This is a genomic window from Novosphingobium pentaromativorans US6-1, assembly GCF_000767465.1.
GTDB lineage: Bacteria > Pseudomonadota > Alphaproteobacteria > Sphingomonadales > Sphingomonadaceae > Novosphingobium > Novosphingobium pentaromativorans.
This window is the reverse complement of record NZ_CP009291.1, coordinates 1,799,431-1,817,006: the sequence shown is the minus strand read 5'-3', so window position 1 is coordinate 1,817,006 and position 17,576 is coordinate 1,799,431. Positions and strand designations below refer to the sequence as shown.

17 protein-coding genes are annotated in these 17,576 nt (G+C 61.5%); 14 read left to right on the top strand and 3 right to left on the bottom strand.

Annotation, left to right across the window (positions count from 1 at the left end):
• The first annotated feature begins 259 nt into the window (after window positions 1-259).
• Together JI59_RS08365 and JI59_RS08360 are read left to right on the top strand one after the other, a co-directional pair.
• A complete protein-coding gene (locus JI59_RS08365; RefSeq protein ID WP_038575833.1) occupies window positions 260-1,345 on the top strand; it encodes a Zn-dependent alcohol dehydrogenase in 1,086 nt (361 codons plus the stop codon).
• Between the two features lie 62 nt (window positions 1,346-1,407).
• Window positions 1,408-2,325 carry an SMP-30/gluconolactonase/LRE family protein gene (locus tag JI59_RS08360; protein ID WP_007013202.1) on the top strand — a complete coding sequence of 306 codons (918 nt, stop codon included), beginning with the start codon at window positions 1,408-1,410 and terminating at the stop codon, window positions 2,323-2,325.
• Window positions 2,326-2,360: 35 nt separating this feature from the next.
• Here JI59_RS08360 and JI59_RS08355 read toward each other — a convergent pair whose 3' ends face one another.
• Window positions 2,361-3,122, bottom strand: coding sequence for an IclR family transcriptional regulator (locus JI59_RS08355; RefSeq protein ID WP_007013203.1), 762 nt, complete (start codon window positions 3,120-3,122; stop codon window positions 2,361-2,363).
• Window positions 3,123-3,220: 98 nt separating this feature from the next.
• Here JI59_RS08355 and JI59_RS08350 point away from each other — a divergent pair, with 98 nt between their 5' ends.
• From JI59_RS08350 to JI59_RS08300, 11 genes are read left to right on the top strand one after another with little or no spacing between them, the layout of a single operon-like run.
• Complete coding sequence (locus tag JI59_RS08350) at window positions 3,221-4,132, top strand: SDR family NAD(P)-dependent oxidoreductase (protein ID WP_007013204.1); 912 nt, start codon at window positions 3,221-3,223, stop codon at window positions 4,130-4,132.
• A 2-nt stretch (window positions 4,133-4,134) separates the two neighbouring features.
• Window positions 4,135-4,995, top strand: a complete 861-nt coding sequence (locus JI59_RS08345) for a MaoC family dehydratase (protein ID WP_007013205.1) — start codon at window positions 4,135-4,137, stop codon at window positions 4,993-4,995.
• Entirely contained in the window at window positions 4,995-6,452 is a 1,458-nt protein-coding gene (locus tag JI59_RS08340) for a hydroxymethylglutaryl-CoA synthase family protein (protein ID WP_007013206.1), read from the top strand. Before JI59_RS08345 ends, JI59_RS08340 begins: the two co-directional genes overlap by 1 nt.
• Window positions 6,445-7,650, top strand: coding sequence for an acetyl-CoA acetyltransferase (locus JI59_RS08335; protein WP_007013207.1), 1,206 nt, complete (start codon window positions 6,445-6,447; stop codon window positions 7,648-7,650). Before JI59_RS08340 ends, JI59_RS08335 begins: the two co-directional genes overlap by 8 nt.
• 3 nt (window positions 7,651-7,653) lie before the next feature.
• Window positions 7,654-8,811: an acyl-CoA dehydrogenase family protein gene (locus JI59_RS08330; protein WP_007013208.1), complete on the top strand. Its 1,158-nt coding sequence runs from the start codon at window positions 7,654-7,656 to the stop codon at window positions 8,809-8,811.
• A 42-nt stretch (window positions 8,812-8,853) separates the two neighbouring features.
• A complete protein-coding gene (locus tag JI59_RS08325; RefSeq protein WP_007013209.1) occupies window positions 8,854-9,594 on the top strand; it encodes an SDR family NAD(P)-dependent oxidoreductase in 741 nt (246 codons plus the stop codon).
• 9 nt (window positions 9,595-9,603) lie between these two features.
• Entirely contained in the window at window positions 9,604-10,305 is a 702-nt protein-coding gene (locus tag JI59_RS08320; RefSeq protein WP_007013210.1) for a CoA transferase subunit A, read from the top strand.
• Complete coding sequence (locus JI59_RS08315; protein WP_038575830.1) at window positions 10,302-10,940, top strand: 3-oxoacid CoA-transferase subunit B; 639 nt, start codon at window positions 10,302-10,304, stop codon at window positions 10,938-10,940. Before JI59_RS08320 ends, JI59_RS08315 begins: the two co-directional genes overlap by 4 nt.
• Window positions 10,937-12,112: an acyl-CoA dehydrogenase family protein gene (locus JI59_RS08310; RefSeq protein ID WP_038575828.1), complete on the top strand. Its 1,176-nt coding sequence runs from the start codon at window positions 10,937-10,939 to the stop codon at window positions 12,110-12,112. Before JI59_RS08315 ends, JI59_RS08310 begins: the two co-directional genes overlap by 4 nt.
• Complete coding sequence (locus tag JI59_RS08305) at window positions 12,109-13,170, top strand: phosphotransferase (protein ID WP_007013213.1); 1,062 nt, start codon at window positions 12,109-12,111, stop codon at window positions 13,168-13,170. The genes JI59_RS08310 and JI59_RS08305 overlap by 4 nt, the downstream gene beginning before the upstream one ends.
• Window positions 13,171-13,188: 18 nt before the next feature.
• Entirely contained in the window at window positions 13,189-13,989 is an 801-nt protein-coding gene (locus JI59_RS08300) for a DUF2889 domain-containing protein (protein ID WP_081473970.1), read from the top strand.
• Between the two features lie 22 nt (window positions 13,990-14,011).
• Here JI59_RS08300 and JI59_RS08295 read toward each other — a convergent pair whose 3' ends face one another.
• Together JI59_RS08295 and JI59_RS08290 are read right to left on the bottom strand one after the other, a co-directional pair.
• Window positions 14,012-14,407 (bottom strand): MAPEG family protein, encoded by a 396-nt coding sequence (locus tag JI59_RS08295; protein WP_007013216.1) that lies wholly within the window; start codon window positions 14,405-14,407, stop codon window positions 14,012-14,014.
• A gap of 208 nt (window positions 14,408-14,615) precedes the next feature.
• Entirely contained in the window at window positions 14,616-15,497 is an 882-nt protein-coding gene (locus tag JI59_RS08290; RefSeq protein WP_007013218.1) for an SMP-30/gluconolactonase/LRE family protein, read from the bottom strand.
• Window positions 15,498-15,763: 266 nt separating this feature from the next.
• Between JI59_RS08290 and JI59_RS08280 the strand changes: the two genes are divergently transcribed.
• A complete protein-coding gene (locus JI59_RS08280) occupies window positions 15,764-17,428 on the top strand; it encodes an FAD-dependent oxidoreductase (RefSeq protein WP_038577348.1) in 1,665 nt (554 codons plus the stop codon).
• The last annotated feature ends 148 nt before the right edge of the window (window positions 17,429-17,576 follow it).

Here is a 17,576-nt window from a genome sequence, read left to right as displayed (position 1 = left end):
TCCGCGCTTTCGGCATGATAGCCATTTGGGGACGTCAGGCGAAGATCTCCGAAAACCGCATCCGCACCTGAAGACCATTTCGCTGCGGAATATTCGTACTCGTCCGGTTCTCCGGTGTTGTCGTTCGATTTATTTTCGGATTTTTACCTTGACCTGTATCGGCACAGGATGATCAACGTGGCGCGCATTGTGCCCGAGCCGGCCTGGGCGGATATATTCCGATGTCACATCGATGCCGGCAATTGCATGGAGAGAATGGATGAAGGCTGCAGTTCTGCGCGAAGCTGGCAAACCGATGACGATCGAAAACGTCCAGTTGGACAAGCCCGGGCCGCATGAAGTTCTGATTCGCACTGCAGCTGCCGGATTGTGTCACAGCGACCTGAGCTTTGTGGACGGCGTGTATCCGACGCAAATGCCTATCGTTCTCGGGCACGAAAGTGCCGGAATCGTGGAAGCGGTCGGTTCTGAAGTCCAGACAGTGAAGCCGGGCGATCATGTCGTCACGTGTATTACAGCATATTGCGGACATTGTAATTACTGCTTGGGCGGACGTATGTCGCTGTGCGTTTCCGAAGATACGGTGCGCAGCGCAAACGAGCCTTCGCGTATTTCCCAGAACGGCAATGACCTCCCGCAATTCCTCAAGCTTTCCTCCTTTGCCGAGCAGATCCTCACTCACGAGCATGCCGTTGTGGCGATCCGGCGGGACATGCCGTTGGACCGTGCCGCGGTGATCGGCTGTGCGGTGATGACCGGGTTCGGCGCCGCGGTGAATACAGCAGGCATCCGGCCAGGCGATACGGTGGCGGTGATCGGATGCGGCGGCGTCGGTCTGCCCGCCATCAACGGTGCGAAAATCGCCGGTGCAGGCCGCATCATCGCGATCGACATGTCGCGCGGGAAAGAGGCGCTGGCTCGCGATTTCGGCGCAACCGACTTCATCTGCGCGGCAGACGGGGATCCGGTCGAGGCCGTGCTGGAATTGACCGGTGGCGGCGTGCGTCATGCGCTGGAATGCGTGGGCAGGGGGGCTACGATGTCCCAGTCCATCATGATGGTAGAGCCGGGCGGTACGGCTACCGTGGTCGGGGCCGCGCCGCCTTCGGACATGGTCAATTTTCCGGCCTTTGCCCTGCTTCGCGAGCGCAGGCTACAGGGCTCCTATCTCGGTTCGAACCGTTTCCCGATCCAGATCCCCCAGATCATCGATCTCTACATGCAGGGCCGGCTTGAGCTGGACAAGATGGTGACGATGCGCCTGGCACTGGAGGAAATCAACAAGGGCTTCGATGCCATGCGCGACGGCCAGGTCGCCCGCGCGGTGATCGAGTTCGACCACTAAGTCGCCGCATCTCGTCACTGCCTTCGGGCAGTGGCTTGCATCCATTTTGGAGCGAGGAAAACATGGAATTTGAAACGGTTACAGAGGGCCTGGAGTTTCCCGAGGGACCCATCGCCATGGCCGACGGGTCGGTCATCCTGGTCGAGATCAAGCGCCAGACCCTTAGTCGTGTCCTGCCCGACGGGACAGTAGAGGTGATCGCGCATCTGGGTGGCGGTCCGAATGGCGCTGCGATCGGCCCCGACGGCGCGGTCTACGTCTGCAACAATGGTGGCTTCAACTGGATGTTGGTGGACGGCATCGTCGCGCCGCATGGCACGCCGGGCGATTACACCAGCGGTTCGATCCAGCGGGTCGACCTCGCTACCGGCGAGTTCACGACGCTCTACGACAGCTGCGATGGGCGGCCGCTGCGCGGGCCCAACGACATCGTGTTCGACCGCGACGGCGGGTTCTATTTCACCGACTTGGGCAAGACCGATGGCGAAAAGCACGACGTCGGCCACCTTTATTATGCCACGGCGGACGGCAAGACGATCAGGCGTGTGCGTGAAGGCATGATCACGCCCAACGGTGTCGGAATTTCACCTGATCAAAAGTCGGTGATCGTGGCCGAATCCCATACGAGCCGCGTCTACGTGTTCGAGATTACCGGCCCTGGACAAGTCGAACAGCTGGTGGACCGCTGGGGAATGCGCCGCAATGTGCTGGGTCCGTTACCTGGTTATCAGAGTCTCGATAGCCTTGCGATCGAGGCTGACGGCAAGGTCTGCGTCGCAACGCTTATCAACGGGGGTATCACCGTGTTCGATCCCGAGACGCGCGGGACCGAGCACATCGCCTTTCCCGATCCCATCGTCACCAACATCTGTTTCGGCGGCGAGGACATGCGCGACGCATGGATCACCGCGTCGGGCACTGGCAAGCTGTTCAAGTGCCGCTGGCCACGACCGGGGCTCAAGCTGAACTACAACGGCTGATCATTCGCGGCGCCCCTGACCATGGGCCGGTCCGGTTATGTGGTCGGGGCGCTCTGTGCAGGCAGGGCATAGGCGCGAGCGGCTGCCTTGCGGGCGATACTGGCGAGCCTTGTGCCGATTTCCTCCAGCTTTTCGGGCGAATGCTGTCCGGAGAAACCGGTGCTCGTGATGCAGTATGTGGGGACCGCATTCGGTCCGACGATGGCGGCGGCGATGGTCACGACGCCGCGCAGGTAGTGGCCGTCGTCCATCGCCCAGCCGCGTTCGCGCACTTCCAGCAGTTCCTTGAAGTAAGTCTCAGGATCCGGCGGCGCCTGCCAGCGCAACTCTGCGATAATCTCCTCGACGCGCCGCGCATCGGGAGCCTCAAGTGCGAGGAGGCACCGCCCGATCGCGCCCAGATGGGCCGGTAGGCGCTGGCCCGTCGTGAGATGGACCCGGGTCTCCAGTGGGCTTTCGATGACATCGACAAGCGTGGAGCGATTGCCGCTGTATCGCCAGAAGCCCGAGCTGCGGCCCGTACTGTCGGCAAGCTGACGAAGGTCTGCATGAAGCAGGTTGCGCCAGTCGCCGTCATGCCCGTGCACCCGGACCAGTTCGGCCAGCCCGTCCCCGATCGAATAGACCTTTGTTGCAGGATCGAAGCGCAGAAAATCCTCTGCGGCGAGTGTCTTCAGGATGTTGAAGCAACTGCTTGGGCTGAGATTGAGCGCGCGCGCGACCGCGTTCACGCCCATGCCTCCCTTCGTGGAGATGAGTCGCAGGATGGCGATGGCTTTGGATATCGAGGGAACCATAAAGTCTACTTTTATTCATCATTATGAATGGCGTCAATCACTATATTGAATGATTGTCAATTAGCTGCTAGCTGAGTCGGCAATTGAAAGGGAGACTGATGGCTAAGCTGAAGGACAAGGTCGTTGCTGTAACGGGTGCCGGCCGCGGAATCGGGCGGGAAATTGCTCTGCTCGCCGCGCGCGAGGGCGCCAAGGTGGTGGTCAACGATCTCGGTGGATCGCAGGAAGGCGACGGCGCGGATGTCGGTCCGGCGCAGGAAGTCGTGAACGAGATCAAGGGATTCGGCGGCGATGCTGTCGCGAATACCGCTGACATCTCCAATCCTCAGGGCGCGCAGTCCATCATCGGCGACGCAATCGACCGCTTTGGCCGTATCGACGGCGTTGTGAACAATGCGGGCATCTTGCGCGACCGCATCTTCCACAAGATGAGCCAGGACGATTGGGATACGCTGATCCGCATCAACCTGAACGGGTATTTCTACGTATCCAAGGCCGCGGCCCTTGCCTTCAAGGAGCAGGGATCGGGATCGTTCGTCCACTTCACCTCCACCTCGGGCCTGATCGGCAACTTCGGCCAGGCGAACTACTCGGCGGCGAAGATGGGCGTGGTCGGTTTGTCGAATTCGATCGCGCTCGACATGGCGCGCTCGAATGTCAATTCCAACTGCATCGCTCCTTTCGCATGGAGTCGCATGACTGCGACGATCCCGCCGCAGAACGAAGAAGAGCGCAAGCGCGTCGAGCGCATCAAGTCAATGACCCCGGACAAGATCGCGCCGCTCGCCGTTGGGCTGCTTTCCGACGAAGCCAAGGAAGTGACCGGGCAGATCTTCGCTGTCCGCAAGAACGAGATATTCCTCTTCTCGGTCCCGCGTCCGATCCGCTCGATGCATCGCTCGGAAGGGTGGACGCCGGATTCGATCGTGTCCGATCTGCTGCCGGCTTTCCGTAGCTCGTTCCATAAAATGGAGCGTTCGGGCGACGTGTTCAGCTGGGATCCGATCTGACCGTGCAGTTCGATCCCGCACGACTGCTCTCGCTTGCGCCGCGCGTGACCAAGCATGCCTACAGCAAGCGCAGCACCATGCTTTATGCGCTTGGCGTTGGGGCTGGGCAGGATCCGGAAGCCGGAGACCTGCGCTTCGTCTACGAAGAAGGTCTGGAAGCGCTGCCATCCATGGCGGTAGTGCTGGGCTATCCGGGCTTCTGGCAGAAAGAGCCGGAATACGGGATCGACTGGAAGCGAGTGCTGCACGCCGAACAATCCGTCAGATTCTACCGGCCCCTGCCGGTGGAAGGCGAGGTGCGCAGCGAGATGACGATTGAGTCCATCTTCGACAAGGGTGCGGAAAAAGGCGCTCTGCTTTCGTCTCTTCGCAAGATCTTCGATGCCGCGAATGGAGACCTGCTGGCGAGTGTCACGCAGACATCCTTCCTTCGCGGCAACGGCGGACATGGTGGATCCGAGGGAGAGCCGCCCAGACCGCACGCGGTCCCCGAGCGGGCGCCCGACATATCCGTCACTGTGCAGACACGTCCGGAACAGGCGCTGATCTACCGGCTCTCTGGCGACTACAACCCGCTCCATGCCGATCCTGCCGTTGCGCGGGACGCGGGGTTGCCGCGGCCGATCCTGCACGGATTGTGCACTTACGGCATCGGTACGCGGGTCATTGTCGCACAGCTTCTCGGCAATGACGGCGGTCGGCTCAAGCGTCTCGATGCGCGTTTCACCGCGCCGGTCTTTCCCGGCGACGAACTGGTAGTGTCGATCTGGCGCGAAGGCGATGGCAGGGCGGCCTACAAGGTCGAAGTCCCGGCTCGCTCCGTGACGGCGATCAACAATGGATTTGTGGAGTTTGCAAGCTGATGGCTGGTATCCAATCTTTCGGCGCCTATGTGCCCCGTCTGCGCTTGCAGCGGGCCGCCGTGCACGCGGCTAACAAGTGGTTTGCACCGGGCCTTGGGCGACTCGCCAAGGGCGAACGGTCGATGGTGAACTGGGACGAGGATGTCGTCACGATGGCGGTCGAGGCGGCGCGAGACTGCCTTGCGGATCGCAGTCGCGAGGACATCGCCACGGTGATGCTCGCCTCCAGCAGCGCTCCGTTTGCCGACAGGCAGAATTCGGGGATCTTGAAGGAAGCGCTCAACCTTTCAGACCACGTCGCTACGATCGACATCGGCATGAGCCAGAAGGCAGGTGCCGGCGCGCTGCTGCAGGCCTGCCGCTCGGCGTCTAGCGGAACGGTGCTGGTCACGGCGTCGGAATCGCGGCGCGCGCGTCCAGCCTCGGAGGATGAGCTCCTCAATGGTGACGGGGCCGCAGCCTTCGTGATCGGCGAGGGGGACGGGCTCGCAAGGCTGGTCGACAGCTACAGTGTGTCTGCTGACTTCGTCGACCACTTCCGCCCCGAAGGTGAGGAGTTCGATACCGGCTGGGAAGCCCGCTGGGTTCGTGATGAGGGCTATTCCAAGCTGGCCGGCAACGCCATTTCCGGCTTGCTCAAGCAAAGCGGAGTGGACGCCTCGGCCATCAGCAAGCTGATCGTCGGCATTCCTGGCAAGGGGATCGCCGCGGGCTTGGCCAAGCGCGCAGGCATCGCAGCCGAAGCCGTAGCCGACGATCTGGGTGCGGTGATGGGCAGTGCCGGAACCGCGCATCCGCTGGTCATGCTTGCCCACTCGTTGGAAACGGCCAAGCCGGGCGATCTGCTGCTGGTGCTTGGCTTCGGGCAGGGGGCCGACGTGTTGCTGTTCGAGGCGACCGATGCGATCGGGTCGGTTCGGCCGCTGCTGGGTGCAAGCGGGTGGCTGGAACGCGGGCGCCAGGAACCCAATTACATGAAGTACCTTTCCTTTGCTGGGCACATCCAGCTCGAACTTGGCAAGCGGGCTGAATTCGACCAGAGTCCGGTTCTTACCGCACTTTATCGCAACCGAAAGACGGTATTGGGGCTGGTCGGCGGACGCTGCACGGAAACCGGCACAATCCAGTTTCCCAAGACCGACATCAGCGTCAACCAGAACAATCCCGCCATCGGTACGCAGGAAGATTACCCGCTTGCCGAAGTGCCCGCGCGGGTCATGAGCTATACGTCCGACAGCCTGACATTCACGCTCGATCCGCCGAACTACTACGGGATGATCGACTTCGAAGGTGGCGGGCGTATGCTGACCGAGTTCACGGACGTCGATCCCGGCCAGGTTGCGGTCGGTGCGCCCATGCGCATGATGTTCCGCGTCAAGTCGCGCGACAATCGCAGCGGCTTTGTTCAATATTTCTGGAAGGCGGTTCCGACCGTCGGGAGCGATAAGAATGGCTAGCGGAATCAAGGACAAGGTCGCAATCCTCGGCATGGGGTGCGCGAAGTTCGGCGAACGCTGGAACGACGATGCCGATACCCTGATGGTGGAGGCCTATACCGAGGCGCTCGCCGATGCAGGGATCGAAACGTCGCAGATCGACGCGGCGTGGCTATCGGTCGGCTTCGATGCAATGAACATCGGCCCCTCGGGTATTCCCGCAGCGATGGCCTTGCGCCTTCCCAATATCGCCGTGACCAAGGTGGAGAACTATTGCGCCAGCGGCACCGAGGCGTTTCGCGGTGCCGTCTATGCGGTCGCTTCGGGCGCGGCGGACATCGCTTTGGCGGTGGGCGTCGAAAAGCTCAAGGATACCGGCTACGGCGGGCTTCCAGTGCGTACGCGCGGCACGATGTTCGACATGATCGGCGTAGTCGGATCGGCGCCGGGCAATTTCGCCCAGCTGGCATCCGCCTATCGTGCCCGTCACGGCGTCGCTCCCGAGGATCTCAAGCGGGCAATGGCGCACGTCTCGGTAAAAAGTCATGCCAATGGTGCCAAGAACCCCAAGGCGCATCTGCGCAAGCCGGTGGACATGGACACTGTGCTCAATGCGCCGATGATCGCGGAACCGCTCGGCCTGTTCGACTGCTGCGGCGTATCCGATGGCGCCGCCGTGGCCATCGTCACAACGCCCGAAATCGCGCGCTCGCTCGGCAAGACCGACCTCGTGACGGTCAAGGCCTTGCAACTTTCGGTCTCCAATGGCTGGGAACTTCAGGGCAGTGGCTGGGACGGCAGCTATTTCCATACCACCCGCGTTGCCGCTACGAAGGCCTACCAGGAAGCCGGGATCACCGATCCGGGTTCGCAGGTCAGCCTGCTCGAAGTCCACGACTGCTTTTCGGTCACGGAACTCGTCACGATGGAGGATCTCCATATCTCTCGCGTGGGAGAAGGCTGGCGCGACGTGCTCGACGGTCGCTTCGATGCAGATGGCAGCAATCCATGCCAGATCGATGGCGGACTGAAGTGCTTCGGTCATCCGATCGGCGCTTCGGGCATTCGCATGATCTACGAAAACTATCTGCAGATCCTGGGCCGGGCGGGCGATCGCCAGCGAGAGGATAATCCTGTCTTCGGTCTGTCGCACAATCTGGGCGGAATGCCCAACCAGAACGTCGCTGCGATCACCATCGTGGGCCAGGAAGGCGCCTGATCCATGAGCATTGATGAAGACACAATCGCCCAACTGGTCGAGACGGTCCGTCGCTACACACGCGAGAAGCTGGTTCCGCTTGAAGAAAAAGTGGTCGAGGAAGACCGCGTCCCCGACGAGATCATTCAGGATTTCAGGGACATGGGACTCTTCGGTCTGACGACGCCGGAAGAGTTTGGCGGACTGGGGCTGACTGCCTGGCAGGAAGCGCAGATCCTGACGGAGTTGACCTGGGCTGCACCTGCTTTCCGATCGCTGGTCGGTATCAATCTTGGCCTCGGATCGCAGAGCATTCTGAAGGACGGGACCGATGCGCAGCGTGAGGAATGGCTGCCCAGGGTTGCCAGCGGCGAGATCATCACCAGTTTCTGTCTGACCGAGCCGCATTCCGGATCGGATGCCGCTGCGCTCACCACGTCGGCGGTGCGCGACGGTGACGAATACGTGCTCAATGGCAGCAAGCGGTACATTACCAACGGTCCCATCGCCGGACTGTTCATCGTGATGGCGCGCACCGTGCCGGAGCGCTTGCCGAAGAACGCCCATGTCACGGCTTTCCTCGTGCCGGGCGATACGCCTGGGATCGAACGAGGCAAGAAGGACCGTAAGATGGGCCAGTCAGGCGCGTGGTCCTGCGACATCCACCTGGACAATGTTCGCGTGCCGGCGTCGGCCATACTCGGCGGCGAGGAAGGCAAGGGATTCCGCACTGCGATGAGCTCGCTCGATCGCGGACGGATAAGCGTCTCGGCAGCCTGTGTGGGGACGGCGCGGCGCGCATTGCACGAAGCGGTTCTCTATGCCTCCGAACGCACGCAGTTCGGCCAGGCGATCGGCAATTTCCAGCTCATCCAGGCGATGCTGGCGGACAGCCAGGCCGATCTCTACGCTGCCGAATGCATGTTGCGCGACGTAGCCCAGCGGTTCGACCAGGGGCACCGCGTGTCTCTGGAAGCATCCTGCACCAAGATGTTCTGTTCCGAGATGGTCGGTCGCGTTGCTGACCGGGCAGTGCAGATCCATGGCGGTGCGGGTTATATGCGTGACAGCGCTGTCGAGCGGATCTATCGCGATGCGCGCGTCTTCCGTATCTATGAAGGTACGACCCAGATCCAGCAGACGATCATCGGCAAGGAACTGATGAAGCGCGCCACCGCATGACCGCGGCGACGTCATCGATCATCTCGTAGAGGAGTGATACCCATGTCGAGCCTTTCCCTCGAGGGCAAGGTCGCCCTCGTCACCGGCGCGTCTAGCGGACTGGGCGCACACTTCGCGCGCGTCCTTGCCGATGCCGGCGCCGAAGTGATCCTTGCTGCGCGCAGGATCGATGCGCTTGAGAAACTTGCTGCCGAGATCGGGAAGGGGGCACGGCCCCTGGCTCTGGATGTGACCGACCGGACGGCTGTCGAAAGTCTGCTTGGATCGCTCCCCAGGCTCGATATCCTTGTCAACAACGCAGGCATAACGAAGCCCGCACCGGCACTTGATCTGACCGAGGCTGACTGGGACTCCGTGCTCGACATCAATCTCAAGGCGGTATTTCACGTCGCTCAGGTCTGCGCCCGCGTCATGAAGGATGCCGGCGGTGGATCGATCGTGAATATCGCGTCGATCCTGGGATTGCGGCAGGCCGGCGCGCTCTTGCCCTATAATGTCAGCAAGGCGGGCGTCATCCAGCTCACGAAAACACTGGCGCTGGAATGGGCGCGCTACGGCATCAGGGTCAACGCGCTTGCGCCGGGCTATTTTGCCACCGAAATCAATGCCGGTTTCTGGGAGACGGATGCCGGCCAGGCGATGATGAAGCGCATACCGCAGAGGCGGCTCGGCGAACTGCCGGACCTCGATGGTCCTCTGCTCCTACTTGCTTCAGACGCGTCACGTTATATGACCGGATCAGTCATAGAAGTCGACGGCGGCCATCTCGTCAGCACATTGTAAGGAGAGAACGTGGTCCAGAAGATATATTCGGACGCGGCCTCGGCGCTTGACGGACTGCTTTTCGACGGCATGACGATCGTCGCTGGCGGGTTCGGGCTCTGCGGCATTCCCGAAACCCTGATTGATGGCATTCTGGCCGCTGGAACGACCGGGATCACAGCGATTTCGAACAATGCCGGGGTCGATGACTTTGGCCTGGGCCTGCTGCTGCGCAGGCGCCAGATCAAGAAAATGATCTCGTCCTATGTCGGCGAAAACAAGGAGTTCGAGAGGCAATATCTCAGCGGTGAACTCGAACTTGAGTTCTGCCCGCAAGGGACGTTGGCCGAGCGTATTCGCGCCGGCGGCGCCGGCATCCCCGGATTCTATACTGCGACTGGCGTCGGAACACTGGTGGCAGAGGGAAAAGAGCTTAAGGAATTCGGCGGCATGACCTATGTGCTTGAGACGGGGCTAACCGCCGACCTTGCGCTGGTGAAGGCGTGGAGGGCAGATCGCTACGGCAACCTTGTCTTCCGCAAGTCGGCGCGCAACTTCAACCCCATGGCGGCTACTGCAGGCAAGGTCACGATTGCGGAAGTGGAGGAATTCGTGGACGAACTGGATCCTGATCATATCCATACTCCCTCCATCTACGTCCAGCGCCTGATTGCCGCGACCCGCAATGAAAAGCGGATCGAGCGTCGTACGACCAGCGCGGTGCCGGCATGACGGGCTGGACGCGAGAACAGATGGCCGCGCGCGCCGCGCGCGAACTGGACGACGGATTTTTCGTCAATCTCGGGATCGGGATTCCGACACTGGTCGCCAACTACATCGATGACGATATCGATGTGACGCTTCAGTCCGAGAACGGCATCCTGGGACTTGGTCCCTTCCCAACCGAGGATGCGGTCGACGCGGATATCATCAATGCGGGCAAGCAGACCATCACCGAACTGCGGCGCACGGCCTATGTATCGTCGGCCGACAGTTTCGCGATGATCCGCGGCGGTCATATCGACGCATCGATCCTGGGGGCGATGGAGGTAAGCCAGGGCGGCGACCTGTCGAACTGGATGGTTCCGGGAAAGATGGTCAAGGGACCGGGAGGGGCGATGGACCTCGTGGCGGGCGTGAAGCGCATCATCGTGCTGATGGATCACGTCGACAAGGCTGGAAATCCCAAGTTCCGCCGCGAGAATACGCTGCCCTATACGGGCCGCAATGTCGTGGACATGATCGTAACCGATCTCGCGGTTTTCGAACGGGAGAACCGCAGTTCCCCGTTTCGTCTGATTGAGCTTGCGCCCGGCGTCACTGCGCAGGACGTGGCGGAGCGTACAGAAGCGGAGTATCTGGCATGACCGAGCGTGCACAGCAGATCGGGGCAAGGGTCGAAAAATTCGTCCGCGATGTCGTGATCCCTTACGAGACCGATCCGCGCAGGGATTCACACGGGCCGAGCGATGCGCTCGTCTCGGAATTGCGCGCCAGGGCGCGTGACGCCGGTGTGCTGACCCCGCATGTCCTCGACAATGGCGAACATCTGACCCAGGTCGAAACCGCGCATGTGTTGATCCGCAGCGGACTGTCGCCTCTGGGACCACTCGCCTGCAACACGATGGCGCCGGACGAGGGCAACATGTATCTGCTTGGCAAGGTCGGTTCGGACGAGCAGAAGCGCCGCTTCCTCGCCCCGCTCGTGGCCGGTGAGGCGCGTTCGGCGTTTTTCATGACCGAACCCGCTGCCGAGGGCGGAGCCGGGTCGGATCCCTCGATGATGCAGACGACAGCGCGACTTGACGGCAATCACTGGGTCATAAACGGTCGCAAGGCTTTCATTACCGGGGCAGACGGGGCCAAGGTCGGCATCGTGATGGCCCGTAGCGACGGCGGTGAAGGCAAGATGGCGGCCACGATGTTCCTGGTCGATCTGCCTCATCCGGCGATACGCATCGAACGGGTGCTCGACACCATCGACAGTTCGATGCCAGGCGGTCATTCGGTGATTGCCATCGAGGATTTGCGAGTACCGGCGGAAGATATTCTGGGCGCCCCGCAGGAAGGGTTCAAATATGCGCAGGTACGCCTCAGCCCGGCGCGCCTCTCGCACTGCATGCGTTGGCTGGGATGCTGCATTCGCGCGCAGGAAATCGCGACCGACTATGCCAACCGGCGCCATGCATTCGGTAAGCCGCTGATAGATCACGAAGGCGTTGGTTTCATGCTCGCGCAGAATCTGATCGACCTCAAACAATGCGAATTGATCATCGACTGGTGCGCTGGCGTGCTCGACACAGGATCGCTTGGAACCGCCGAAAGCTCGATGGCCAAGGTTGCAGTGTCAGAAGCGCTGATGCGAGTGGCGGACAATTGCGTTCAGGTCATGGGCGGAACAGGCGTAACCGGAGACACGGTGGTCGAGCAGATCTTCCGCGAAATCCGCGCATTTCGTATCTATGACGGGCCGACCGAGGTTCACAAGTGGTCCCTGGCCAAGAAGATCAAGCGCGACTGGAAGGCGCAGCGGGCATGAGCGATGCGAAGTTTTCCGGGGCGGGCGAAGTGCGTGAAGCGCATCGCTTCGATGCCCAGAAGCTGGCGGCCTGGATGGCGGCGAACGTCGAGGGCTTCGAAGGGCCACTTACCGTCGAGCAGTTCAAGGGCGGCCAGTCCAATCCTACCTACCGCCTCGTAACGCCCTCGCGCAATTACGTCCTGCGGCGCAAGCCGCCCGGTCCCATCCTGAAGGGGGCCCACGCGGTGGACCGCGAAGCACGGGTCATGCGTGCGCTGGGAACGACCGGTTTTCCCGTTCCGCACATCCATGCACTGTGCACCGATGAAACTGTCATCGGCACTTGGTTCTACGTTATGGACCTGGTCGAGGGGCGGATTTTCTGGGACCCGCAACTGCCGGAGATTCCCAAGGAACAGCGCGCCTCCTATTTCGATGCGATGAACGCGACGATAGCCCGTCTGCACAGCGTCGACTTTGCCGCCATCGGACTTGAGGATTACGGGCGGCCCAACGGTTATTTCGAACGGCAGATCGGTCGCTGGAGCCGGCAGTATCGCGAAGACACTATTGCCGGAAGCGATCCCTACATCGATCGCCTGATCGAATGGCTTCCTGGGAATATTCCTCCGGGTGAGGATGTCTCCATCGTCCACGGCGACTTTCGGCTCGACAATCTGATCTTTCATCCGACCGAACCGAAGGTGCTTGCAGTCATCGACTGGGAACTGTCGACTCTAGGCCATCCTCTCGCCGATTTCTCCTATCACCTGATGATGTTTCGGATGCCGCGCCTGACCATTCCCGGCTTGGCCAATGCGCCGCTCGATGAGCTGGGTATTCCGGATGAGGCAAGTTATGTGGCCGACTATTGTCGCCGCACGGGGCGGGACGGTATAGCCAAGCTAGATTTCTATCTGGCGTTCAACCTGTTCCGCTTCGCCGCGATCTGTCATGGCGTGAAGGCACGGATGTTGCGCGGAAATGCGGCCAGCGCGGAGGCTGAGAAGCTCGTTGCCGATCTCCCGGTAATTGCCGAACTCGGCTGGGAACAGGCCCGAAAGGCCGGGGCCTGAAGTTTTGAGGACGTTGCGTTGACCTCATCAGGGGCGAAACCCGGCGAAGAGGCCGGTCGGCAGGAGAGCGGGGGCAGTTTCAACCGCTTGATCCGCATCGTCGCGCGGCCCGGTGAGGTGCGCGGCGCTCTTGAGGACGACTACCATCACTTTCGGGTCGCAATCCGTCACGAGAATGGGGTCATTACCGGAGTGGAGAGCGAGGCACTGCGCGTACCTTACTCATTGTGCCCGGCGGCTGGGAACCAGATGAAGGCGCTGGTGGGGCGGCCGCTCTCTTCGGACGTCACGCAATTGCCGCAAGCAATCAATGCACGCATGCAATGCACGCATCAGTTCGACCTGGCCTGCTTCTTGGTTACGGCTGCGGCACGCGGCGATGCGACGCGGACCTATCATGCCCAGATTGCGGATCAGCCCGAAGATGCAAAGCGCGCGCGCCTGTACCGCGATGGCGAATGCATTCTGGACTGGACTGTCGCCGGATCGACTATCCTGTCGCCCCCGGAACTTGCCGATTGCAATCTGGGTAAGGGCTTCACCGCTTGGGCGGCCTCGTTGCAGGACCCGCAGACGGCCGAAGCTGCGCTGGTTCTGCGGCGCGCGGTTTTCCTCTCGGCGGGGCGTGCCATGACCGAGTGGATCGAGCAGAAGATCCATGCAAGTGCGGCCGGCGGATGCTGGGTTCAGCAGCCCGAGCGAAACGAGGCTGCCGTGCGTCAGCACGGTACGACGTGCGACTTCAGCGGTCGTAGCGTGGAGTTGACCAGCGACGACGAGAGCTGGCTGTACGAAGTCCCCGCGCACTCGGCCAGCTAGCCGAGTGCGCGTGACAGGCGCCTCAGCCGAAGGCAAGCGCCCATAAGGTCAAGAGCAGGCCGATCATTGCAACCAGCCAGATCAGGGTGCGCAGCTTGGGGATGCCCGCCGCATAGAGCGGAAGGTAGATCAGACGGCCGCCAAAAAAGAGGACGGATCCCACTTCCGTCTTCCATCCCAGATGTCCCAATGCCGCAGCGCCCAGCAAGGCCCCGATGAACAGGGGCAGCGTTTCGTAGAGATTCGCCTGTGCGCGCAGTAGCCTGGCAGGCAGTGGATTGAGCGGGGGCAGCGATTCGTCGCGCGGACCCATGTTCCATTCCAGGCCGTATTGCTTCGTCCGTGCGTTGCCGGCCCACATGATGTTGACCAGTGCAAGCAGGATGACTGCCGCCAGCATGATGAATTCGATTTGCATGTGCTCTCCTCCAGATCGCCGCAGCCCCGAAGTTACCGGTTGTGAGCCGGACGCGTGCCTGCTGACGGAATGTTTCTGTCCTGATTTGCGCGCCATGCCTGCCGGTTACATCGTTTCGGCAAGGTAACTGGCGGCGGCCAGGGGGTTTTGGAAGAAGCGAGGCCGGCCTTGTCGACACGATGCAGGTCGGCCCGCTTCCCAAAGGATCTCAGCTCTCGCTGTACAAAGTATCGGCGACGCCCGTTTCGCCCGGGCTGCAGGCATAGAGCGGGCCATTTGCGCCATAGCCCGGATGGTCGACGTTGATCGCCATCCTGGTCGAGGTGATATACAGAGTTTTCATGTCAGGTCCGCCGAAGGCCGGTTTGGTGGGGTTGGAGAAGGGTAGCTCGATCGTCCGGTCGAGCTTGCCGTCCGGCGTGTAACGGCGCACCTCAGCCGCTCCGACCGCGGCAATCCAGTAGCCGCCTTCTGCATCCACGGTTGCACCGTCGATATGGCCCGGATCGTCGTCGGCGAATGTCACGAATGGACGACGATTGGATACGCTCCCGTCGGCCGGATCGAGGTCCCACTGGTCGACGCGCCGGCGCGGTGAATCGCCAGCGTAGATTGTCCGGCCGTCCGGACTGAAGGCGAGCCCGTTGGCGACAGTGATACCCTCGATCACGGGCGTCAGCTTATCGCCATCGAGGCGAAAGTATATGGCTTGCGACGAACCGCGATCAGTGAAGAAATTGTGATCGAACCCGCCGACCCAGAGCCGCCCCTGGCGGTCGGTGACGCATTCGTGAAGGGGTATGATGGGATCGAGCGGGGATGCGGCGCGCAAAGTGAGCTCCGCGGAAGTGAGATCGAAATCGTAGACCCCGTCGGACAACACGACGAGCGCCTTGCCGTTGCCTGCGAGCACGAAGCCGCCAATGCGCTTGGGCATCGGCCAGCGGTCAACCTTGCCACTGGCGGGATGCCAGCGGATCAGTTCTGCCGGTTGTTCGCAATTCACCCATAACAGGGTTTGTTCGGAGGGGGACCAGACCGGTGTTTCGCCCAGATAATTGTCGGCGTTCAATACGTTTTCGACCTTCATCGTTCTCCCTTTGCTTTCAATGAGGCGATCGGCACGGTCTTTCGCCGGCCGCGCGAGATGCCCTTGCCCAACTCTAACTTGAATTCGTCTCGCCACCGCTTTAGGCGACACTTGATCCGATTGCCTAGCGGCAATGTCATTCCTGCAGTCTTGCTGTTGCCAATCCAACCGTTGGCCGCCAGGAAAGAATTCCCGCGCGTTTGCAAGTCTTTTTCGCTTTGCATGTGACAGCTGGGAACAGAACTGAATTTTTTTGGAGAGTGCGCGTGGCGGGTTTTGATGAGAGCTTTGACATCGTTGTTGTCGGAAGCGGCGGTGGAGGTTTTTGTGCCGCGCTCACGGCGCTCGATGCCGGCCGATCAGTGCTCGTGCTGGAAAGCACGGACATGGTGGGCGGCTCTACGGCAATGTCCGGCGGCGCCCTGTGGGTCCCCAACAACCCGTTACAGGCCAAGGCAGGCGTCAAGGATTCGCGCGACGCCTCGCTCACCTACATTCAGGCTCTCAATACGCACGACAACAGTGCGCTGCGCCAGCGACGTGATGCGGCGTTCGTCGACGAGGCTTCCGAGATGGTCAGCTTTCTCATGCGGCGCGGAGTTCCGCTGGAACGCTGCGAGGGATGGTCGGACTATCATGACGAATTGCCGGGCGGTAGCGTTCGCGGGCGTTCGCTGAGCGCGAAATTCTTCGATCTGCGCAAGCTTGGCGACTGGGCCTCGCGTCTGCGCAGGGGAGCGGCTCCTTTTCCTCTCAAATGGCCTGAATTCGCAATGCTGCCTCTGGTCAAGCGCACCGCGCGGGCAAAGTTCTATGCGGCACGGCTCGGCCTGCGGTTGACGAAGATGAAGATCACCGGGGCGCAACTTGTTGGCATGGGAACGGCGCTGCAGGGTCGCATGCTCAAGGAGATCCTCGACGCCGGCGGCGAGATCCGGACGGACAGCCCGGTCAACGACCTTGTACGAAACGATAGCGGCCGCGTGACCGGCGTGATTGCGGAAATCGACGGCAAGACGCGCAGGATCGAAGCACGATTAGGTGTCATCGTGGCGGCAGGCGGATTTGCCCACAATCAACAGATGCGCGACGAGCATGGCCCAAAGCCGGCCCATGCCGACTGGACGCATGCCAATCCCGGAGACACCGGCTCCATGCTTTCGGTAATGATGAAGCATGGTGCCGCGACAGACATGATGGACAATGCCATCTGGCTTGTGACGTCGAAGCTGCCCAGCGGCTACAAGATCTTCCATATCGACGATATAGCCAAGCCTCATGCGATCATGGTGACCCCGCAAGGGCGCCGCTTCACGGATGAGTCGGGTTCCAACTACGACAATGGCCGCAACATGTACGCCGCCGGAGCGACACCGGGTTGGGCGATCTTGGACAGCAGGCACCGTGACCGGTACATCTGGGCGGGGGCCATGCCCGGCAAGACTCCGCCCGAATGGTTCGAAAGCGGCTACATGAAGAAGGCTGAAACGATCGAGGAGCTTGCCCGGCTCTGCGGGATGGACCAGGCCGTTCTTGCCGAAACGATCAGCCGCTTCAATCGCGCAGCCGAAACCGGCGTGGACGACGATTTCGGTCGCGGGGCAAGAGCGTACGATCGCGCCTGGGGCGATCCGACGGTCAGGCCGAACCCAGTGCTTGGCGCAATCAGCGAAGCCCCGTTCTACGCCGTTCAGGTCTTTCCGGGTGATGTGGGTACGACGGGCGGCGTGGTCATCAATGAACATGGCAATGTCCTCGATCGTGAAGAGAACCCGATCGAGGGTCTCTATGCTGCCGGCAATTCGACTGCTTCGATCTTCGGACGGACCTATCCGGGCGCCGGTGCAACGATCGCAGCGACCTTCACGTTCGGCTATGTCGGCGTCCAGCATGCATTGCGCGGTGCCAAGGAAGCGAAAGCCGCGGCATGACCCTGTCATCTCCACCGCCAGAGAACTCACGTTCTCTTGCCTCCAGCGGATGCGTGTAGATGGGACGACCGGACGCCGGGCGTGTCTTGCCGAGCCTCTCGAACCTGCGCAGAGTGGGTGGATCCCAACTTCGGCCGCGAGGAATTGA